The sequence below is a fragment of the Luteibacter sp. 1214 genome, from assembly GCF_031455395.1.
In the GTDB taxonomy this organism is placed as follows: domain Bacteria; phylum Pseudomonadota; class Gammaproteobacteria; order Xanthomonadales; family Rhodanobacteraceae; genus Luteibacter; species Luteibacter mycovicinus.
Genome location: NZ_JAVDSQ010000002.1, coordinates 158,404 through 178,427 on the forward strand (window position 1 = coordinate 158,404; position 20,024 = coordinate 178,427).

The 20,024-nt window shown below is 63.5% G+C and carries 19 protein-coding genes and 1 pseudogene; 10 read left to right on the top strand and 10 right to left on the bottom strand.

The genetic code is table 11. From position 1 onward, the window contains the following. Positions 1-134: 134 nt before the first annotated feature. The 3 genes and pseudogenes from J2X57_RS05305 to J2X57_RS05315 form a co-directional block, all read right to left on the bottom strand. A complete protein-coding gene (locus J2X57_RS05305; RefSeq protein WP_309864692.1) occupies positions 135-917 on the bottom strand; it encodes a CPBP family intramembrane glutamic endopeptidase in 783 nt (260 codons plus the stop codon). Between the two features lie 96 nt (positions 918-1,013). After that, positions 1,014-1,217: pseudogene (locus J2X57_RS05310) on the bottom strand (alkylphosphonate utilization protein); the annotation flags it as partial. Between the two features lie 114 nt (positions 1,218-1,331). Then, positions 1,332-2,510: a GAF domain-containing sensor histidine kinase gene (locus tag J2X57_RS05315; RefSeq protein ID WP_051943293.1), complete on the bottom strand. Its 1,179-nt coding sequence runs from the start codon at positions 2,508-2,510 to the stop codon at positions 1,332-1,334. A gap of 162 nt (positions 2,511-2,672) precedes the next feature. Here J2X57_RS05315 and J2X57_RS05320 point away from each other — a divergent pair, with 162 nt between their 5' ends. After that, positions 2,673-3,797, top strand: a complete 1,125-nt coding sequence (locus J2X57_RS05320) for a Gfo/Idh/MocA family oxidoreductase (protein ID WP_309864694.1) — start codon at positions 2,673-2,675, stop codon at positions 3,795-3,797. Between the two features lie 5 nt (positions 3,798-3,802). Here J2X57_RS05320 and J2X57_RS05325 read toward each other — a convergent pair whose 3' ends face one another. From J2X57_RS05325 to fabR, 5 genes are all read right to left on the bottom strand, one after another. After that, positions 3,803-4,579, bottom strand: a complete 777-nt coding sequence (locus tag J2X57_RS05325) for an HAD-IIA family hydrolase (protein ID WP_036110295.1) — start codon at positions 4,577-4,579, stop codon at positions 3,803-3,805. A gap of 67 nt (positions 4,580-4,646) precedes the next feature. Next, positions 4,647-5,843 (bottom strand): Na+/H+ antiporter NhaA, encoded by a 1,197-nt coding sequence (gene nhaA, locus J2X57_RS05330; protein ID WP_309864697.1) that lies wholly within the window; start codon positions 5,841-5,843, stop codon positions 4,647-4,649. A gap of 111 nt (positions 5,844-5,954) precedes the next feature. Beyond that, positions 5,955-6,410, bottom strand: a complete 456-nt coding sequence (locus tag J2X57_RS05335) for a hemerythrin domain-containing protein (protein ID WP_036110294.1) — start codon at positions 6,408-6,410, stop codon at positions 5,955-5,957. 46 nt (positions 6,411-6,456) lie between these two features. Continuing rightward, a complete protein-coding gene (locus J2X57_RS05340; protein ID WP_309864699.1) occupies positions 6,457-7,263 on the bottom strand; it encodes a hypothetical protein in 807 nt (268 codons plus the stop codon). Positions 7,264-7,302: 39 nt separating this feature from the next. Then, positions 7,303-7,956 (bottom strand): HTH-type transcriptional repressor FabR, encoded by a 654-nt coding sequence (gene fabR, locus J2X57_RS05345; protein ID WP_036110292.1) that lies wholly within the window; start codon positions 7,954-7,956, stop codon positions 7,303-7,305. A gap of 93 nt (positions 7,957-8,049) precedes the next feature. Here fabR and J2X57_RS05350 point away from each other — a divergent pair, with 93 nt between their 5' ends. The 9 genes from J2X57_RS05350 to J2X57_RS05390 all read left to right on the top strand — a co-directional run bounded on the left by J2X57_RS05350 (position 8,050) and on the right by J2X57_RS05390 (position 18,051). Next, positions 8,050-9,120 (top strand): ferredoxin reductase, encoded by a 1,071-nt coding sequence (locus tag J2X57_RS05350; RefSeq protein ID WP_309864702.1) that lies wholly within the window; start codon positions 8,050-8,052, stop codon positions 9,118-9,120. 9 nt (positions 9,121-9,129) lie between these two features. Then, positions 9,130-10,251, top strand: a complete 1,122-nt coding sequence (locus J2X57_RS05355) for an acyl-CoA desaturase (protein ID WP_043695888.1) — start codon at positions 9,130-9,132, stop codon at positions 10,249-10,251. Between the two features lie 499 nt (positions 10,252-10,750). Continuing rightward, complete coding sequence (locus J2X57_RS05360; RefSeq protein ID WP_309864704.1) at positions 10,751-11,812, top strand: radical SAM protein; 1,062 nt, start codon at positions 10,751-10,753, stop codon at positions 11,810-11,812. 78 nt (positions 11,813-11,890) lie between these two features. Continuing rightward, complete coding sequence (locus J2X57_RS05365; RefSeq protein ID WP_036110281.1) at positions 11,891-12,073, top strand: hypothetical protein; 183 nt, start codon at positions 11,891-11,893, stop codon at positions 12,071-12,073. Positions 12,074-12,082: 9 nt separating this feature from the next. Continuing rightward, a complete protein-coding gene (locus tag J2X57_RS05370; RefSeq protein WP_156108680.1) occupies positions 12,083-12,247 on the top strand; it encodes a hypothetical protein in 165 nt (54 codons plus the stop codon). Positions 12,248-12,381: 134 nt separating this feature from the next. Next, the gene (locus J2X57_RS05375) at positions 12,382-13,635 is read left to right on the top strand and encodes an ABC transporter permease (RefSeq protein WP_051943290.1); all 1,254 of its coding nucleotides are present in this window, start codon (positions 12,382-12,384) and stop codon (positions 13,633-13,635) included. 14 nt (positions 13,636-13,649) lie between these two features. Then, complete coding sequence (locus J2X57_RS05380; protein WP_309864707.1) at positions 13,650-14,840, top strand: FtsX-like permease family protein; 1,191 nt, start codon at positions 13,650-13,652, stop codon at positions 14,838-14,840. 5 nt (positions 14,841-14,845) lie between these two features. Continuing rightward, positions 14,846-15,961: a hypothetical protein gene (locus J2X57_RS05385; RefSeq protein WP_309864709.1), complete on the top strand. Its 1,116-nt coding sequence runs from the start codon at positions 14,846-14,848 to the stop codon at positions 15,959-15,961. After that, positions 15,958-18,051 carry a peptidase domain-containing ABC transporter gene (locus J2X57_RS05390; RefSeq protein WP_309864711.1) on the top strand — a complete coding sequence of 698 codons (2,094 nt, stop codon included), beginning with the start codon at positions 15,958-15,960 and terminating at the stop codon, positions 18,049-18,051. The genes J2X57_RS05385 and J2X57_RS05390 overlap by 4 nt, the downstream gene beginning before the upstream one ends. An 80-nt stretch (positions 18,052-18,131) precedes the next feature. Here J2X57_RS05390 and J2X57_RS05395 read toward each other — a convergent pair whose 3' ends face one another. Further along, a complete protein-coding gene (locus tag J2X57_RS05395; RefSeq protein ID WP_309864713.1) occupies positions 18,132-18,551 on the bottom strand; it encodes a hypothetical protein in 420 nt (139 codons plus the stop codon). Further along, positions 18,548-19,750 carry a zinc-dependent alcohol dehydrogenase gene (locus J2X57_RS05400; protein WP_309864714.1) on the bottom strand — a complete coding sequence of 401 codons (1,203 nt, stop codon included), beginning with the start codon at positions 19,748-19,750 and terminating at the stop codon, positions 18,548-18,550. The genes J2X57_RS05395 and J2X57_RS05400 overlap by 4 nt, the downstream gene beginning before the upstream one ends. Between the last annotated feature and the right edge of the window lie 274 nt (positions 19,751-20,024).

Consider the following 20,024-nt stretch of genomic DNA (forward strand, 5'->3'; position numbering starts at 1 on the left):
TTTCGTATGATCAAGGTCGTTTTAAGGCCCCGTCATCGCCTTCGACACGCTAGTGCGCCGACCAAGGCGACGCGGCCGGCGGGCGCACGCGAGGCACGTAAGGAAAAGGCCTGGCATGCTGTCGGATCTGCGAATCAGCGAAAGACGACAAACTTCAGCCAGCCTTCCCAGATGTCCGACCAGCCATGCGCCAGCATGTTCGCTCGCAGGTTGCGGCGCCAGACAGCGAGGGCGCCGTAGAGCACGCCGAGGATCGCGATGACGAGGGCGTGGTTCCAGCCCTGATAGCTATGCGCCATACCGAAGAAAACCGCCTGACCGATGACGGCCAGGGCGGTGCTCTCGGTCAGCCAGAACAGCTGCTGCTGGAAGTAGCCGCGGCTCTGAATCTCCTCCGCGAAACCTGCGACGACGGAGACGATCATCCAGCCAGCCGCTTCGATGGGCGTCTGCGGCAACATCGAAGGAACCCCCTCCCCGGCCACCGCTGGCACGAGTTGCCAGGCGGCCCAGGCGACGCCTTCCCAGACCAGCCAGAAGACCGCCGCGATGGCGACGTCCCTGACCACCCCATCCAGCGACGTCCAGCGGCCGCCCGTGAGCGTTGCCAGCGTGCCGCCTTCGCGATGGACGCCGACCCAGCAGTAGTAAAGAACACCGACGTTGCCCAGCACGGACAACGTGTAAAAAGGCCAGGGTGACGCTCGCAGCGCCTGTGCCCCCTCAGCGACGGGCCCGGCGGCTGCGTGGCCGAACGACGAGAAAATACCCCACGCCGTGATCGAAATGACGATGAGTACGTAACCGGCGAGGTGCCATAACGATGCAATGCGCCTCGGCTTTACGAACGGGGCACCCTGGAGCGAAGGCCCGGGCTTCGAACGATCTCTCGAAATGTCGCCGGTGTGCACGACCATCCTAGTCTCCTGCGGATGCCACGACCCCTGTGGCCGATGGCCAGACAAGCATCGGGAGGCGGACGGTCCAAGTCAACGCCACGACCGCGACTCACATCACGCCTTCTTGAGAAACTCCGTTTTCAGCACGAGCACGCTCTTGCCCTCACGGACCTCGATGGCGTCTTCGTCATCGGTGAGGTGGATGCTCTTGAACTGCTTGCCGCGCTTGAGGGTGATCGACGAACCCTTGACCTTGAGGTCCTTGATGACCGTGACGGCATCGCCCTCGACCAGCTCGTTGCCGTTGGAATCGCGTACCGCCATGAGTGCTCAAACCTGATTTCGGGGGCGACAGATTACCACCGGTCACCCATCCGTCAGGCGGGTGCGCCATTACGGCTCAGCCAGGACGGCCGGGCAGCCGGGGCGTGGTCAGGCGGCGTCGAGGCTCAGCCGGAAGATCGTTCCGCCAGTGGCGCCGGGATGTATTTCCACCTCCGCATGCATCGCGGCGGCGCTCTGCCGGATCAGCCACAGGCCAAGACCAAGCCCTTCGGCCTGCGGATCGGCCTGGCGAAACGCGCTGAACAATTCCTCGACTTTTTCCGCAGGAATACCGCAACCGTTATCCTGGATGTCGATCGTTATCTTTCCATCGCCGGATCGCGCCAGCATGGTGACCGCACCACCGCCGGGCGTATATTTCACGGCGTTCGAAAGCGCGTTGCCGAGCACGGTTTCCAGAAGCAGCGGATGCCCTCGCACGATGGCGTCGGTGCGCCCGATGGTCAGTGCGACGCGCTTGCGCTGCGCCGCCCTCGTCCAGGTCGACGACAGGGCGTCGAACACCTCATGCAGAACGACGGGGCCGAGCTCGGCATCGCCGCCGGCGATGTCGGCATGCGTCGAAGCGAGCAGCCGGCTGAGCTGCTGGTCGGCGCTGAGAAGATCGGTCCTCGCGTCGTCCAGACGCGCGGCGTGCTCGCCGGACACGCCGCTGCGCACCTTCGACATGGCGTACAGCGCCGAGCGCAGCGGCGCCTTCAGGTCGTGCCCCGCAGTCGCGAGCAGCCGCGAGAGGTGATCGCCGCGGCGCTGCGACTGGCGCAGCATACGGCGGAGTTCCATCTGCGCCATGACCTGGCGCGCCAGGCGGCGCAGGGTGTCGATCTGGTCGTCATCCAGCGTCCGCGGCTGGGTGTCGAGCACGCAGACCGTGCCCAACGGCAAGCCATCGGCGGTTTTCAGCAGCGCGCCCGCATAAAAACGCAGGCCGGGTTCACCGGTCACCAGCGGATTGGCGGCAAAACGGGGGTCCTGGGTGGTATCGGGTATGACGAGCAGGTCGTGTTCGAGAATCGCGTGCGCGCAGATGGAGGTGTCGAGCGGCGTTTCCCGCACACCCAGGCCGACTTCCGCCTTGAACCACTGCCGGTCGGCGTCGATCAGGTTGACCACCGAGATAGGGGCACGACAGACATACGAGGCGATCCGCACGATGTCTTCGTATGCGCTTTCCTTCTCCGTGTCCAGAATATCGAACGACGACAGCGCCGCAAGGCGGCGAGCCTCGGAAACGGCGGGCAGTTTGGGGGCGGGCGCGTGGGGCATCGGGTTCTCCGGGACGACGCATTCTGGCAGGTCGGCGCGTGGACGCAATGTCAGTCCATACTCGCCTTCAGGCAGGCGTCGTCACGATTTCGTTCGCCTGCTTACGACGCCTCATGAACACGTCGGTGCCCAGACTCGGGGTTCTGCCTGAAGGAGTATCCGATGTCCCACTCGACCAACACCTCGCGCAAGATCCGCTACGGCTTTGTCGCCCTCGGTGACATCACCCAGGAAGCCATGCTGCCCGGGGTCGCGCACACCGGAAACTCGGTCGTCACCGCCCTGGTCAGCAGCGATACGGACAAGGCGGCCAAGGTGGCCGAGCGCTACGGCATCGGCAGCGTCTACAGCTACGACCAGTTCGACGAGCTGCTGGCCTCCGGCAGCATCGATGCACTTTATATTGCGACGCCGAACTGGCGCCACGCCGAGTTCGTGATCCCCGCCCTGAAGGCCGGGACCCATGTGCTGGTGGAGAAACCGCTCGAGATCACCCACGCCGCCAGTCGCGAGATCCTTGCGACGGCCGCCGCGTCGACGGCGAAGCTGATGGTGGCCTACCGGCTTCATTTCGAGCCCGCCACGCTGTCCCTCATCGACCGCATTCGCGCCGGCGAGCTGGGCCAGGTGCATACCTTCAGCGCGACGTTCGCGCAGATGGTCGACCCGAAGAACCACCGGGCGACCAACGGTGCCAAGGCCGGACCGGTCTTCGACATGGCGCCCTACCCGATCAACGCGGCACGTTACGTCTTCGATGCCGACCCGATCGAGGTGGTGTCGGCTGTGGGCCTGCGCCATCCGGAGTCGGGACTTGGCGACGATTTCGACCACACCGTGGCCGTGACCCTGCGCTTTCCCGGAAACCGCGTGGCCCTCTTCACCGTGTCCTACTACGGCAATGCCGTCGATGCGTTCTATGTAGCGGGGACCAAGGGCAGTGTGCACATGCGCCCGTGCTTCACCTACGGCACGCCCTTCGAACAGACCATCACCGTGGGCGACAAGGAGCGGAAGATTTCCGCCCCGGCGACCGACCAGTTCGGCGGTGAGCTGAAATACTTCTCCGCATGCCTGCTCGACAACGAAGATCCGGAGCCGGATGGCCAGGAAGGCCTGATCGACGTGCTGATCGTCGAAGGCATCATGGAGGCGCTGGCTTCGGGCAAGCCGCAGAAGCTGGACCTGCCCGAGCGTAAGCGCCGGATCGATACGACACGACAGAAAATGAATCTGCCCAAGGTGGAAGCGCCGGAACCGGTCGACGCCGCCAAACCGTCGAAGTAACCCGGTCAGTCGTCGAGCAGATCCGCCACGGAGGAAAGGATTTCCGCCGGGCGGAACGGGTAGCGATCCACCTCCGCGCGGTCGGCGATACCGCTGAGCACCAGGACCGTATGCAGACCCGCTTCGATACCGGCGACGACGTCGGTATCCATGCGGTCGCCGATCATGCCGGTGTTGTGCGAATGCGCGCCGAGCTTGTTCATCGCCGAGCGGAACATCATCGGGTTGGGCTTGCCGACCATATAGGCCTGACGCCCGGTGGCCTTGGTGATGAGCGCGGCCACGGCGCCTGTCGCCGGCAGCGGACCCTCCGCACTGGGGCTGGTGACGTCCGGATTGGTGGCGATGAATCGCGCGCCCGCGCCGATCAGACGGATCGCCTTGGTGATGGCTTCGAACGAGTAGGTACGGGTCTCGCCGAGCACGACGTAGTCGGGCGCGGTGTCGGTCATGATGAAGCCCGCCTCGTGCAGGGCGGTGGTCAGGCCCGCCTCGCCGATGACGAACGCCGAGCCGCCGGGCGACTGGTCCTTGAGGAACGCGGCGGTCGCCAGCGCCGATGTCCACAGCTGCTCTTCGGGCACGTCGATACCCGACGTCCGCAGGCGCGCACTCAGGTCGCGCGGCGTGAAGATCGAATTATTGGTAAGCACGAGGAAGGGCTTGCCCTGGTCACGCCACTGGCGGATCAGCTCGGGCGCGCCCGGCAGGGCTTTGTTCTCGTGGACGAGCACACCGTCCATGTCGGTCAGCCAGCACTCGATGTCTTTACGGTCAGCCACAGGGTGTCCTTCGGAGGGGAAGCGGGATCGTCGACGAGGATAGCGCGCCGCGCAGGCAAGGATTGGCTCAGGGCGTCGCCGGCGTGCGTGCGGTCACACGAAGGACGGCCCAGCCGGCGAGACCCGCAAGGACGGAGCCTGCAAGGATGCCCAGCTTCACCTCGTCGCGTAGCTCGGGATGATCCGGGAAGGCGAGCATCCCGATGAACAGGCTCATCGTGAAACCGATGCCGCACAGCAGCGCCGTGCCGAACAGCTGCCCGCGCGAGGCGCCGCGCGGCATCTCCGCCCAGCCGAAGCGGATGGCGAGCCATGCGGCACCGAACACACCGATGAGTTTGCCCACGAGCAGGCCGAGGCCTACGCCGACCGTGGTCGCGGCGAGCCATTGCGCCAGCCCCACACCGGCGAACGAGATGCCGGCGTTGGCGAAGCCGAACAGGGGCAGCACCGTGATGGGGACCAGTCGATGGAGCGCGTGCTCGAGCCTCAGCAGAGGCGAATGGGTGCAGTCGCCGTCGGACGGCAGGCGCCCTTCACTGTCGCTAAGGGGGATGCACAACGCGGTCGCCACGCCCGCGAGGGTCGCATGGACGCCGGACTTCAGCACCAGCACCCAGAGAACGACACCGATGAGCAGATAAGGCCACAGGCGGCTGACGCCGAAGCGGTTCATCAGAGCCATCGTGGCAATGGCAAGCAGTGCCAGACCGAGATAGGCAAGCGACAGATCGGGGGTGTAGAACAGCGCGATGATGATGACCGCACCGAGGTCGTCGATGATCGCCAGGGCCGCGAGAAACGCCTTGAGGGACGTGGGCACCCGGCTGCCGAGCAAGGCGGCCACACCGAGCGCGAAGGCGATATCGGTCGCCGAGGGAATGGCCCAGCCACGCATCGATTCCGCGTTGCCCCGGTTGACCAGCAGGAAGATGGCCGCCGGCACGACCATGCCGCCCAGCGCCGCCAGCCCCGGCAGGACGCGCAGACGGTTGGAGGCCAGCTCCCCGTCGATGAACTCGCGTTTGATCTCGAGGCCCACCAGCAGAAAGAACACCGCCATGAGACCGTCGTTGATCCAGTGCAGCACGCTCAGCGGGCCGACGTGCGCCTGCAGCGCGTCGAAATACACGGAGGCGAGCGGCGAATTGGCCACGATCATCGCGAGCGCCGCGGCACCCATCAGCACGAGGCCGCCCACGGCCGATCCGGCGGCGAAGTCGGCCAGCCGCTGGAGCGGACGCCATATCAGTGTCTTGAGCAACGGACTCTCCTGTCCCTGGTAAGTCCGTGATGGTCACACCACCCGTCGCCGAGGGCAAACGGGGCGAAAGACGCATGGCCGGAACGACGCCCCCATCACGGCATTACGGCGTCACTCCGCGCGCAGCCTTTTCTCGTGCGCGGCGAAGTCCTTCCGATATTTCTTTGCCAGCCCTGTCTTCTGGGGCGCCGTCAGGATCTTGCCGGCCAGCTGAAAGAAGATTTTCTCCTCCTCGCGCAGATGATCGTGCAGCTCTTCGGAAAGCTTGGCGAGGTTCGCCGTCCAGCTGCGACCCGCGTGGTTCCGCGTCTGCATTTCCTCGATCAGGTCATCCATCTTGTGATGGTCGGCCAGCGCATCGCGCGAGGAGTGCAAGCCGCGATCGTCCATCAGCATCGGCACGTAGAGGTAACGCTCCTCGGCCGCCTCATGCGCCGCGAGTTCGATCCGTAACGCGGTGAACAACTCGACCCGGTGAGGACCCGGCTCCGAGCGCTGCAGCTTGCGGACGAGTGAGCGCTGCGTGGCGTGGCTTTCGCGGAGGGCTTCGAAGATGGTTTCGGACATGGCGTCGGCTCTGTCATGGGACGGCCCGGGTGGGCGGGTGCCACGATCATCCCGATGCGGATGTCGACGAAGCGTCTGCCAGGCCACAGGTGCTCCATAGCCAGACCGCACACAGCGGGAACAACAGGAAGCAGGAGACGACCGAGAATATCCACGCGATCGCGCCGTACGAACCGGACATCCCGCCCGCACCGAAGAACAGGAAGAACCAGCAAGCGGTCACTACCGCCATCAGCAGCCATCGGGCCGGGTCACCGTGGGTCACGTTCTGACAGACACCCGGAAACGTCTTCCTGAAGAAGTGCCAGGCGATATAGCCCGACACCGCCATCAGAAACGGGAACTGCAGCCACACCGGGATGCCGAAGCCCTGGGCGGACAGCGCGATATCCGCATGCGTGGAGAGTGCCCTGATGGGCACATAGCTCCACACGTTGCCCGCGCACATCAGGCACAGCCAGTACACGAAGGACTGCAGCCCCCGCCGCGACCGCACCGCGTCCATGCGCGACACGGCGTCCAGGATGAAAAAGAGCACGCCGTTGCCGACGAACGGGCCGGCCAGTGCGATGAGAGAGGCCTGCCACCCGGCGCCACTCGCGATGATCGGCGCGAATTCCACGTTGTCGGAAACGTCGCCCAGCAGGAGGATGTTGCCGGGGGTAGCCGAGCCGTAATCGATGTCGAAAGGCGACTTCATCCAGCCAAAAGCCCACGCCGCCATCGAGTGGCTGTATTCATGGGCCAGGTAGGCCACCGCGTGGGCGACGATGGTGAGTACGAACGTCAGGACCGCGAAACGAACGACCCGCCATCCGCTGAGTCTCGCGACGCCCTTTCCGTTATCGACCATGTCACTCCCCCGGTGAGGAGCGGACTATAGCGCCCGGAGTCAGCCTTTGGACTGCTCCAGCACGCGGGATCCGGTGATGATCATCCGCAACATCGTCGAGATCTGCTCGATCACCTCGGGGTCGCGCTCAGGCGGCTGATCCATGGCGCTGGCGCCCATCGCGAAAACGAGGCGGGTGATTGCCTTGGAGACCAGCGCCGGTTCGTGCAGCGTCGCGCGCTCGGCGGCGGCGAGGCGGATCAGGTCGACGCGGAGCTCGTCCTCGAAGTACATCAGCTCGCGCTCGACCGCCTGCTTGAAAGCGTCCGACCCTACCGCGCCTTCGCGCAGCAGCACATGCAGGAGTTTGTCGTCCGCGCGCAGCTGCTCCATGAAGGTCTCGACCGAAACACGGATCACGCTGCGATCGGTCGAGGTAGCACGCTCCCGCGCCGAGCCGATGATGATGCGCAGCGAGCGCCCCGCCAGGTCGATCAGGGCGATGGCCAGCTCGTCCATGTCGCGGAACTGACGATAGAAGCTGTTGGGCGCGATGCCGGCTTCGCGCGCCACCTCGCGCAGGCTTACCGTGGACAGGCTGCGGTTGGGACCGATCAGCTTGAGCGCGGCGGCCAGCAGGTCCTCACGGGCGATCCCCGCCTTGCGCGGAGGCGTCGGGAAATCCGGGGACGGGGTGAGAATGATCGAGGTCATGAGGCGCTGATAACGGACTAGGCCCGAATCATACCCCCAGTCGTGAATGCACAACTGTATACACAGCTGTGCGGATGCGCGTATAGTGACTCCATGAACGCCATTCCCGTTCCGAAAACCTCCTGGCGCCAGCGCGCCGTGCGCCGCGCCGTCTCACCGGCGTTGTTCGACTTCTGGGCGACCCGCCTCAACCCGTTGTGGACCCTGGAGCAGCCGTTGGCGCGCCTGGTCTCGCGCACGGCGGCGAGCCGCGACGCCGTGACCCTCGTGCTCCGCCCCAATCGGCATTGGCAGGGCATGCTCCCCGGCCAGCACGTCAATATCGGCGTGGAAATCGAGGGTCGCCGGCTGGTGCGCAGCTACAGCCCGACGCCACTGGACGACGGCACGCTGGCGATCACCGTCAAGGCGATGCCCGGCGGCGTGGTCAGCGGTCATCTGGCGAAAGCCGCCCGGATAGGCGACGTGGTGACCCTCGGTCAGGCCTTCGGCGAGATGACCCTGCCTTCCGACACCGACGACCTGCTCCTGCTGGCTGCCGGCAGCGGCATCACGCCGATGCGTGCCCTGGTGCGCTCGCTCGCCGCACGCGGCATGCCGGTCAAGGTCGACCTGTTGTACTGGGCGCGCGATCGCGCCGACCTTTGCTTCGTGGACGAACTCGACGAGCTGGCCGCTACCCACCCGCGGCTGCGTGTGCGCACCTTGCTCACGCGTGCCGGGGTCGAGCCCGAGCGTCGCGTCGACGACGTGTCGCTGGAGTCGATCGAGGACCTGCAGGCACGCCGTGTGCTCGCCTGCGGCCCGGGCGGATTCGTCGAGGCGGCACGCGCGCGCCTTCAGGGCTACGTCGCGCACTTCGACGCGGAAGCCTTCAGCACGCCGGCCACCGTCGAGGGCGAATCCGGCGAGGTACAGGTACACCTCGCTCGCAGCGGGCGCACGCTGACCCTCGCCCGCGGCACCTCGTTGCTGGAAGGTCTCGAAGCCCAGGGCCTTCGCCCGCGTCATGGCTGCCGCATGGGCATCTGCAACACGTGCGCCTGCGGCCGCGCCTCGGGCACCGTACGTCACACGCTGACCGGCGACCGCGACAGCGAGCCGTCGACCCCGGTACGACTGTGCGTCAGTGCGCCGAGCACCGATCTGGTCCTGGACCTCTAAGGAATACACATGGCCCGAATCAAGAACCGCATTCTTTCCGCCGCCGAGCTGCAGTCCTTCGGCGACGAGCTCGACGCCCTGCGTGCCCGCGTCGCTGCCGACGTCGGCGCGCGCGACGCCCGCTACATCCGCCGCATCGTCGCCGCCGTGCGCTGGACCGGCGTGACCGGCCGCGCACTGCTCTTCCTCGGCGCCTTCGTGCACAGCGTGCTCGTCCCCGCCTGGATCGTCGGCACGATCTGCCTCGCCCTGTCGAAGATCCTCGACAACATGGAGCTCGGCCACAACGTCATGCACGGCCAGTACGACTGGATGGGCGACCCCAAGCTGCATGGCCAGACCTATGAATGGGATATCGTCGCCACCGGCGATGCCTGGCGCAAAACGCATAATTTCCAGCACCACACGTACACCAACGTGCGCGGCATGGACGACGACATCGGCTACGGCCTGCTGCGCATCTTCCCCGAGCAGCGCTGGCGTCCGTTCTATCTGATGCAGCCCGTCATCGCGGTGTTCTTCATGCTGCTGTTCCAGTGGGGTGTGGCCATCCAGGATCTGCGCATCGGCCGCTGGTTCGCGGGCAAGATGAAGACAGCGGAACTGCGTCGCAACTTCCGTCCGGTCGGTCGCAAGATGGCGCGTCAGCTGATCAAGGACTACATCGTGTTCCCGCTGCTGGCCGGCCCGTTCTTCCTGCCCGTGCTGCTGGGCAACCTCGTCGCCAACGGCATGCGCAACATCTGGACCTTCGTCATCATCTTCTGCGGCCACTTCACCGCCGATGCCGAAGTGTTCCCCAAGGAAACCATTCGCGACGAAACGCGCGGCCACTGGTACCTGCGCCAGCTGCGCGGCTCGTCCAACATCGCCGGCGGCAAGCTGCTCAACGTGCTGTCGGGCAACCTCAGCCATCAGATCGAGCATCACTTCTACCCGGACCTGCCGGCCAATCGCTACGCGGCGATGGCGGTCGAGGTGAAGCAGATCTGCGCCCGTTACGGCCAGCACTACAACACGGGCTCGTTACCTAAGCAGTTCGGTCAGGTCATCTGGCGGATCGTGCGTCACGCCTTTCCCAGCCGCGTGCGTACGGCAACCCTGCCATCGGCCGCCCTCCAGCGGGGCTGATGCTCGCGATGGGAGACCCCGCGCCTTCCGACAGCGCGTCCTCCGCAACGACATCCACGAAGGCGTCGTTTCAGGCATTGCACGATTTCGGCAACATAAGCCGCTGACCGGCCAGCAAACGCGACCCGATGCACACATCGCCACCGCTCATTTTCGGCGGTGGATGCGCCTGTCTGGCTCATGACAATCACATTCATGCCGTGTCCATCATTTCACCCGCTATAACTGGCTTGACACTGAACGCCGTTACAGGTATCGAAGGCCAAGGGACTACTTCGACTGATCGGGGGACCGGATGGCACGGATGCACTGAACACGCACTCTCCGCATGGCATCGCCATGAAATGGCCCAACGCGGGCTCCGTTAACGACGCAAATGACGTGACTCCCCCGCCTTCGGCAGGGTGGATCGTGCTCGTCTGCGCCATCTCAATCGCCACATGCCTGACGGTGGCGTACGCGTATTTCAAAGGTTGAACTGAAACGACAAGGGGATGTCATGCGTCACGACGGAAATAGGCACCTTCACCTCACCATTCTTCCGACCGAGCGCTGCAATTTTCGCTGTACGTATTGCTATGAAGACTTTGCAATCGGCAAGATGAAACCGCCGGTAGTCGATGCGATCAAGAGCCTGATCAGACGACGCGTCGAGCAGGGTGGTCTTCGATCACTGCAGTTCGAGTGGTTCGGCGGAGAACCCCTCGTGGCCAAAGATATCGTCCACGATATTGCCGCGTACGCACACGGTTTCTACGAACGCGGTGAACTCGAGGAGTTCGAAGGCGGCCTGACGACCAATGCGTTTCTCCTCGACCCCGCCACGCTGCAACTGCTGGTATCGCGTCGCCAACGCAACTTTCAGATATCCCTCGATGGCGATGAGGAAGCCCATAACCGATCCCGTCAGTATGCGAACGGCTCGGGCACCTTCAAAGAGATCTGGGCGAATCTAACCGCGGCACACACGTCCGACCTCGACTTCGAAATCATCGTACGCCTGCATATCATGCCGGGAAACGAACAGGGCCTGCTTCGACTGACCGAAAAGATCGCCGTCGAACTCGGCGGAGACCCCAGGTTCAGTATCTACGTCCGCCACATCTCGGATCTCGGGGGAACGAACGAGAATCAGAAGGAAATGCAGACCATTTCCATGGACGAGGCACACCGCATCTCGCTGGTCATCGAGGAACGTCTCGTCAGGGCGGGCTTCAAGGTATCCAACGGCGTAGGTAACCTGTTCGAGAGCGCGATCAAGGTCACCGATATCAAGCGCAAATCCGACCTGCCAGTCGCTGGAGATGCATCACCTTCGGGTGCGGACGACCACGAGTTCGGCTACAGCTGCTACGCCGCGAAGCCCAACCACCTCATGATCAGGGCCGATGGAAGACTCGGGAAATGCACCGTCGCTCTCAATAGTCAGGGCAACGTGGTCGGCCGACTCCTGGACGATGGCCGCGTTCAGATCGACGACGAGCGTATGAATTTCTGGCTGCGCGGACACCTGAGCCGAAACGCAGACGAACTGGGCTGTCCAGCACATTCGTACGGATGAAGCCGCCGCTTTTCACGGATGAAAACTCAGGCGCCAGGACCCGCGCCTACCTCGTTGAGTACAACTGGAGAATGGACCATGAGTAACGGAACCACCGGACACGACATCGTGTTCGTCTACGACGAAGATGGCCTCTTCGACATCCAGGGCGACGCGGCCCCGTTCGATCTGACGGGCGGCATCCAGGGATCCATGGCAAACGTCGGCGAAGGCCTCGTCGTGTCTGGATTTGCATGCACCAATGACAAGAACTGTAAGTAAGGAAACGACATGAGCACTGAGAACAAGCTGTTCGTTTATGACGAAGATGGGCTCTTCGATATCGTGGACTCCACCAAGGCGGAACACCTGAGTGGCGGCATCCAGTCGTCCATCGGACTCAGCACCGAGGCGGTCTCCGGTGTCTTCTGCCACAACAAGGATTCGTGCTCCTGACAAGGGCGGGGGCCACGTGCCCTTGAATTCGCGGTGCCGCTTCGGCGGCACCGTTCGCGCAGCCAGATTAGGAGCGCAGCATGTTAGGTTATTACGTGGAGTCCGCATGGCACGGAACCCGCAGGCACCCACTCATGTCCGTCTTCATGATGCTTGCAGTCGCGATCGGCATCAGCGCTCCGTTCTCCGCCGTTGCGCTCGTGGAGAGCCTGGGGGGCGACCCGCTTCCCGGCTACAGCACATCGGTGTTTCATCCGCAGATAGAACCGCGCCCAGCCGATATCGTGGCAGGCGATAAAGCCATGCCGGCAGATCTGACGCTGCAGGATGCGAACGCGCTCTACCGGTTATCGTCTGCGCCACCTGGCGCGATCATGAGCACGAATCGCCTGCCTTCGAAGCGCGGGGACGACGCGTCCCCCCTTCGAATGACGCCTACGCGTGCGACCACCTGGCGCTTTTTCGAGCTGTTCGGTCTTCACTTCATCGTGGGACGCGGCTGGACAGAGGCCGAGGACCAGTCGCGAACGCCTGTCGTCGTGCTGTCACGCCGGGCCAACGATCGGATGTTCGGAGGTGAGAACAGCGTCGGCAGGGAGATGCAGATCGCCACCCGCAGCTTCCGCGTCATCGGTGTCGTCGACGACTGGAATCCGAAACCGCACTTTTACGATTTGGGCACGGGCGCGTTCGCCAACGCCGAAGACCTGTACATGCCGTTCGCCACGTGGCTCGACCTTCCTCAGGACTATGGATTCGGACCCGTAAAATGCTGGTCCTCGGCAGGCCAGACTGGCGAGAAGCCGACCGCTCCGAACTGCACGTGGGTGCAATACTGGGTCAACCTGGCCAGTGCGGACGCGGTTGCACGCTTCAGCGATACCCTGCGCGCGTACGTCAGGACACAGCGCGATGCCGGAAGGTTCCAGCTCGACGTTCGTCCGCGCGTATCGAACGTACGCAACTGGGTAGCCATCAATAATGTCGTTCCGCCCGCCGTGCGCATGCAAGCGGTCATCGGAACAGGCATCTTCGTCGTCTGCATGATGAGCGCCGTCGGCCTTCTCGTAGCCAAGTTCTCGCGCTACGGCTCCGAGCTTGCGATACGCCGCGCGCTGGGCGCCACGCGACACGACATCTTCATGCAGTGCTTCCTCGAAGCCGGCATCGCAGGCCTGGCTGGCGGTGTGCTGTCGTTGCCGCTGACATGGCTCGGCTTCCGCATGATTCAGAAACAGACGCCATCGCTGGTCGAAGGAATTCATATCGACTTCGCGGCGCTTTCCCAATCGGTCATGGTGGCAATTGTCGTGATGTTTGCCGTGGGCTTGTATCCGGCAGTTCGCTCATCCCGCATCGCTCCGGCACAACTGATAAAAACCGCATGAATCGATTTCTCATCATGGTCCCGACCGTGCTGGCCATGCTGCGGCGGCAAAAGTTCATACATCTCATGCTGCTTGCGGAGATCGCGGTACTCACCGCGTTGATCGTCAACGCTCTGGCAGTCGTTGCCGCCACGCAGCAGCGATGGCAGACACCGACCGGCGTCGACGAAGCCAACATCGGTGTCATCCGAAGCATAGGCGTCGTCGGCGCGGCTAACCCGTCAACGGCGGCACAGAACCTCCAGCTCCTCCGTGAGATCCCCGACGTTCGGTCCGCGGCATACGGCGCACCGCCATTGATGAACACCTCCACGATCGATGTCCGCCGTGATGCCGGTGCTCGGTCGGCTACCACCCGTGCCTACCTCTTTCAGGGGAGCCAGGGGCTCACGGCGACACTCGGACTCGACGTGGTGGCCGGGCGTACGTTCACCTCGGATGATCCGCCACCTGCCGGCACACTGGACGACAACAGCGTTCTTCCCGTTCTCATCACGCGGAAGTTATCGCAAAGATTGTTTCCCGACTCGGATGCTCTCGGAAAGGTCGTCTACACCAATGGCAATCCCATGCGGGTGATCGGTATCGTCCGATATCTTCGATCCCAGCTTACCGGCGCCGACAACGACGACATGGGTGTCGTCAGCGAGATTCGTATCGAGAATGAAAATGTCGGTGGCGCATTCACCATCCGCGCGAAGAACGGCTCGCTCGGACGGGCACTACCCGCCGCGGCTGCCCTTATGGAGCAGCATAATACCGGCCACGTCCAGGCCGATGTCTTCACGCTCACGGGGAAGCGTCTGGAATACTTCGCCTCCGATATGGCCGTGTCGCGCATGCTCCTGACCGTGATTATCGTCCTTATCGTCATGCTTGCCTGCGGACTGGCTGGCCTCACGCATTTCCTTGTGAATAAGCGTCAGAGGCAGATTGGAGTGATGCGCGCCGTTGGTGCCATGAAGCGGGATATCGTCTTCTTCTTCGCCTGCGAAAACCTGATCGTTTCAGGTAGTGGCGCGATCCTCGGCATCGTCATGGCGATTTCCCTTCACGTCCATCTCTCGGAACGTTACGGTCTGGCGGCGCCCACGTCAGCACTGGTTCTGGTGACCGCGCTTGGAATGATGGCCGTCAGCCTGTCTGCCGTGGCGCTTACTGCCGGACGCGCGGTACGTCGCACCCCCATGACGCTTTTCGGATAAGCACCATGTCGCCGGACGATATGTTCAGGGAGCTCATCACCACCGATTCGCTGGTGGATACGGGGCGGACCGCCCGCAAGCCTGTCGCGGCATGGCTCGATGAACTGATTTACAAGACCGAGCAATTGCCACGAAATCGCACGCGCTCCCTCGGTGAATTCTCCTCGATCCAGAACAATTTTTCGCTCATCACCATGCTGATCGACGGCACGGAGGCGGCTCGGAACGAATGCGCCGCACAGATTGAACATGCTGTCCAGGAGGGGTTTCCCGGTGAGGCCATGCAGCCCTGGGTGAACCTCGCGCGACTCGACCGCATCGACGGTAAGGCGAGGGCCGCGGCACGGAAACTATCCGCCGTGCGACGTCTCGCCGAGTGCGGCCGGGTCACACTGACGGGGACTCGCTTTGGTTCCGACGGCGCCGACAGGCGGTTCGCCGCAAGCGTATACGCCAGCGAAAATTTCTATGCCGCGCTGGCACAGAGCGATGCACTCGCCACTCATTTCCGGCGCGTAGAGCGCCAGTTGGGCCGCAAGGAACATCCACTCCTCGCCGAGCAACAGGTCGTCGCCGGCACCCTCACGGGCGACTTCGACATGGTCAACGCGGGATTGTCCAACCGAGCCTGGTTCATGGACGCGCGAACCCGCCTGGCCGGCATGTTCTACCGCGCCGCGTGGTCGTGGCGTCAGGGCGTGCCGGAACCGGTCGACCGTCTGGCTGTGGAACTGCTTCGGCAGTCATCCCCCAAGGCCGCCGAACGAATGCTCGACCATGTGGTGCTTCGCCTTGTGTATCGCGGTGGCCTGCTGGCCCTCCAACGCGGGGACCGAGAGCGTGGCATCGCATTGCTTGAGCGAACCCGCCACTACGCCACGCGACTGTCCGATGCGGAGTATGTGGCTCGCGCGGGCGCCCGTCTTGAAACACTCGGAGAAGCGAGCGCCTGGCAAGTAGCCGCTGCACGGAGCGGCTACCGGTCTTTCCGCGGCGTGCCGTCATTCGCGGAAGGTCGGCAGGACCAAGGCATCGCTACGCGCATCGATAAGCTGAAGGAGCTTGTGCATACCATTCGCCGCAATGTTCCGCTGCGCACTTACGCGTCGGTGGAAGCATGAAGCGGCGTGTTCCGATCGTGCTCCAGGCCGAGCTGACCGAGTGCGGCCTCGCGTGCGTCGCCATGATTGCCCATTACCACGGGCATGGCATCGATCTGGGCTGGATGCGTTCCCGTTACGCGTCCTCACTATCGGGCATGTCCTTGCGCCGCACCGCCGAGATCGTGGCGGAGATCGGCTTGCATCCGCGCGTGATCAAGTGCCCGATGAGCATTCTCGCCCGCCTTGGCCGCCCGACCATCCTCTACTGGGGGAGCAATCACTTCGTGGTGTTCATCTCAGCCAAGGATGGCCGTTACGTCATCCATGACCCCGCGAAGGGTCGATGCGTGCTGAACGAAACGGAGTTCGCGCGTCTTTTCACCGGCTACGCGATCGACGCCCAACCAGGGCAGGATTTCACGCCGATTGTGCCCGCGCGAAAACCACGATTCAACGCGCAGGTCCGAACCATCATGCGCTCCCTGGTGGGAGCGGGCCTGCTACTGCTCTGTTTGGCGGTTTGCCTCGAGCTACTGGGGCTCGTTGGTCCATTACTGCTTCAGTGGGTCATCGAGCGTGCCATAGGAAGACGGGATGTCGATCTTCTCTATCTGCTAGCGGGTCTGTTTTCGTTCGCCATCCTGATCCGGTCCGTGCTTAGCCTGGCCCGTGACTGGTCGATCGCCTCGGTGAGTGCAGCGTTCGTTCGCCGATGGGGAGCGGACGTTTTCCGGCATCTTCTCCGGCTTCCGCTGGCCTACTTCGAAAAGCGGAACATAGGAGACGTGCTGTCGAGATACCTCTCGATCCAGTCCATCCAGTCGATCCTTTCGACCAATATCGTGTCTTCGCTCATCGATGGTGGGACTTCCCTCATCGCCCTGGTGTTGATCGCGGGCTATTCGTTGAAGTTCGCGCTGATCGCGCTGGTGACCCTGGCTTTCTACGGGGCGATCAGGCTCTACGTCTACACACCGCTGATGCTCGCCAATCAGGATCAGCTCAATGCCAGCGCGCGGCAGGAAAGTCTCATGATCGAATCCGTGAGGGGCATCGCCACGGTCAAGCTGTTCAACGACCACGAAGGTCGAACGAACCGCTTCACCTCGCTGTTCACCCTTACGCTCAACAAACTGATCCGCGTGAAGTACCTCAGTTCGATAGCGAGATCCGCGAACGACTCCATCATGGGGCTCTGCCGTATCGGCATCGTCGCTCTTGGCGCAAGGCAGGTACTGGATGGTCATTTCACCGTTGGAGCTTTTGTCGCCGCCATCGCCTACGTCGAAATGTTTCTTCTAAAGGGCGCCGCCCTCGTCGATAACATCATCGAACTGCGCTTGCTCGATCTGCATGTCGACCGACTCCGCGACATCACGGATCAGCCCCAGGAGGAGCTCGGCGAGGGTGCGCTGCCTGCATCCATCGGCACCCTTCGCTTCGAAAATATCGGATTCCGTTACGCGTCGGATGAGCCGTGGATAATTCGGCACTTCGACGAGACGATCCTGCCCGGTGAGTCGGTAGCGCTGGCCGGCCCTTCGGGGGTCGGAAAGACAACGCTAATCAAGCTCATTCTTGGCTTCCTCGAGCCTACCGAGGGTCGCATCCTCTATGACGGCGTCGATGTCACGATGATCGGGCGCGCCGCTTTCCGCGCAATCTGCGGTACGGTCCTGCAGAGCGACCGCCTCTTCTCAGGGTCGATCGAGGAAAACATCTGCTTTTTCGACCCCGCCATGGATAGCGCCAGGGTGTCGCGCGCGGCGCATCTCGCAGCCGTGGATGGGGAAGTCATGAGCTTCCCGATGGGCTATAAGACACTGGTTGGCGATATGGGCTCGGCCTTATCCGCAGGTCAGGAGCAGCGCATTCTGCTCGCGCGCGCCATCTACCGGAATCCACAGCTGCTGCTGCTCGATGAGGCAACCAGCCACCTGGACGTCGTCAACGAGCGGCTGATCGGACGACACATCGCTGGCTTGCCGATGACCAGGCTCATGGTGGCGCACCGCCCGGAAACCATAGACTCGGCTGATCGGATCATCCATCTCCATTATCCGCACGAAAACGGAAAGCCTTCGGTAGCGGCAACGGCCTCCCGATGAACGTCAGTCCCGGGTTTTGGTCGCGGATGTCGACATTGGCCGCGTCGCCGACCGGACTACGCATGACCTGACCGGGCGGGCTATCGGCTGTTTCTGCGAATCAGCCATACCGCAAGCAGAGCTGCACCGCTCCCGAGAGCTACGGCGCGCAGTCCTGGCTTGATCGCGACGTCCGCGACCATCCCCTCGGCAGCGTCGACCCGATCGGCCGCAAGCAGCATCAGCCAGTGGCGGAGGTCGTTCTCACTGTGGCGGAAAGCCCTGCGGCGTATCCACCCGCTGATTCCGCGCGGCGGAACAGTCGTGCCGAACACCGGCGGCCGAACGAAGTGCTCAGTCGATTGCAATATTTCGACCGCGCTCTCCTGCGCAGGCGGCGTCGTCCAGTGCACGCCTTCCAGCCGTGGCGGCGTGCGCTCCATCGGCACCGCCGGACGGTTCGCACGGTCAAGGTCGGCGCCCCAACCGGGGATGGTGCTGCGGTCAATGGGCTGGTTCATGCCGGCTCTCCGGGGACGATGGAAGGGTTCGGAGTCTTGACGGACGACCCCGTTGCCGTCGGCGGGATCAATACGGCCTTGATGCAGCCGTCTTTCTTGCCTGAGAACATCTCGTACGCATCACTGACCTCTTCGAGCGGAACGCGATGGGTAATGATGGCCTTGGGGTTGAGCCGGCCAGCGCGGACGTGCTCGATGAGGCGCGGAAGATGACGCTTGACGCTTGCCTGATTCATTCGCAAGGTCAGCCCCTTGTTGACCGCATTGCCGATGGGCACGGCGTTGAACGTCGGACCGTACACGCCGACAATGGACACGTTGCCGCCCTTTCGCACCGAGTTGATGGCCCAGTGCAGCACCGTGGCCGCTCCCGCCTGGAGCTTCATCGTGACACCGGTCAGCTGTTGAAGAGCGCTGCCTGCCGCCTCGCATCCCACCGCATCGATGCACACATCCGCACCGAGCCCGTCGGTCATTTTCTTGATATGGATGGCCATGTCGCCCACTTCCCGAAAATCAACGGTCTCGGCCGGGCCATACGCACGGACGAAGTCGAGCCGGTAGTCGACGTGGTCCACGACGATGACCCGCCCCGCCCCCATCAGCCACGCGGACCGGGCGGCCATGATGCCAACCGGACCGGCACCGAAGACGACAACGGTGTCGTTTTCCTTGATGTCGCCCATCTCGGCGGCCTGGTAGCCCGTGGGCACCACGTCGGTAAGCAGCACGGCGTCTTCGATGTCGATATCGTCGGGAATGACGGTTGGCCCGATGTCGGCGAAGGGCACGCGCACATATTCGGCCTGCCCGCCGGCGTAGCCACCCGTGGTATTTGAATAACCGTAGATTCCACCCACTGCGGTCGCCGACGGGTTCACGTTGTGGCAGTTGCTGTAGAGCTCCCGCTGGCAGAAGTAGCACGTACCGCAAAAGATGTTGAACGGGACGAGTACGCGGTCACCGACCTTCAGTCGTTCGACGCCATTTCCCACCTCGACGACCTCACCCGTGAACTCGTGCCCGAATACCGAACCCACGCGCGTATCCGGGACGAGGCCATGGTAGAGGTGCAGGTCCGACCCGCAGATGCAGGTCCGTGTGACGCGGACGATGGCGTCGAACGGGTGTTCGATCACAGGATCGGGAACTTGCCGCGCGGCCACACGGTAAGGGCGGCGATAGGTGGTCGCGAGCATGGGAGACTCCGGGGGGTTAATGCTCCAGCGTGTCCCTCGGTTCGTGACCAAAGCGGGAAAAATTGCATGGTCCTTGCTCACGCCACCTGAGCGCGTGTAAGCGGAGCTTCGAGGCAGCCGCCGGCCGCACGGGCGTACAGAGCCCGAAGGCAGGGGTATGGCGGCACCGAGCGGAAGCAACGGGCTGGCAGTGCGAGGCCGACGCCGCCTGCGCGCTTGGACACCCAGACGTCCATAGACAAAAAACGCACCGTACCTTGCGGCACGGTGCGTT

Coding starts and splice junctions, on each gene's coding strand:
- J2X57_RS05395 (WP_309864713.1), bottom strand. CDS start 18,551: ATGAACCAGCCCATTGACCGCAGCACCATCCCCGGTTGGGGCGCCGAC.
- J2X57_RS05355 (WP_043695888.1), top strand. CDS start 9,130: ATGGCCCGAATCAAGAACCGCATTCTTTCCGCCGCCGAGCTGCAGTCC.
- J2X57_RS05320 (WP_309864694.1), top strand. CDS start 2,673: ATGTCCCACTCGACCAACACCTCGCGCAAGATCCGCTACGGCTTTGTC.
- J2X57_RS05385 (WP_309864709.1), top strand. CDS start 14,846: ATGTCGCCGGACGATATGTTCAGGGAGCTCATCACCACCGATTCGCTG.
- J2X57_RS05340 (WP_309864699.1), bottom strand. CDS start 7,263: ATGGTCGATAACGGAAAGGGCGTCGCGAGACTCAGCGGATGGCGGGTC.
- J2X57_RS05370 (WP_156108680.1), top strand. CDS start 12,083: ATGAGCACTGAGAACAAGCTGTTCGTTTATGACGAAGATGGGCTCTTC.
- J2X57_RS05315 (WP_051943293.1), bottom strand. CDS start 2,510: ATGCCCCACGCGCCCGCCCCCAAACTGCCCGCCGTTTCCGAGGCTCGC.
- fabR (WP_036110292.1), bottom strand. CDS start 7,956: ATGACCTCGATCATTCTCACCCCGTCCCCGGATTTCCCGACGCCTCCG.
- J2X57_RS05400 (WP_309864714.1), bottom strand. CDS start 19,750: ATGCTCGCGACCACCTATCGCCGCCCTTACCGTGTGGCCGCGCGGCAA.
- J2X57_RS05380 (WP_309864707.1), top strand. CDS start 13,650: ATGGTCCCGACCGTGCTGGCCATGCTGCGGCGGCAAAAGTTCATACAT.
- J2X57_RS05375 (WP_051943290.1), top strand. CDS start 12,382: ATGTCCGTCTTCATGATGCTTGCAGTCGCGATCGGCATCAGCGCTCCG.
- J2X57_RS05305 (WP_309864692.1), bottom strand. CDS start 917: ATGGTCGTGCACACCGGCGACATTTCGAGAGATCGTTCGAAGCCCGGG.
- J2X57_RS05350 (WP_309864702.1), top strand. CDS start 8,050: ATGAACGCCATTCCCGTTCCGAAAACCTCCTGGCGCCAGCGCGCCGTG.
- J2X57_RS05360 (WP_309864704.1), top strand. CDS start 10,751: ATGCGTCACGACGGAAATAGGCACCTTCACCTCACCATTCTTCCGACC.
- J2X57_RS05365 (WP_036110281.1), top strand. CDS start 11,891: ATGAGTAACGGAACCACCGGACACGACATCGTGTTCGTCTACGACGAA.
- J2X57_RS05390 (WP_309864711.1), top strand. CDS start 15,958: ATGAAGCGGCGTGTTCCGATCGTGCTCCAGGCCGAGCTGACCGAGTGC.
- J2X57_RS05335 (WP_036110294.1), bottom strand. CDS start 6,410: ATGTCCGAAACCATCTTCGAAGCCCTCCGCGAAAGCCACGCCACGCAG.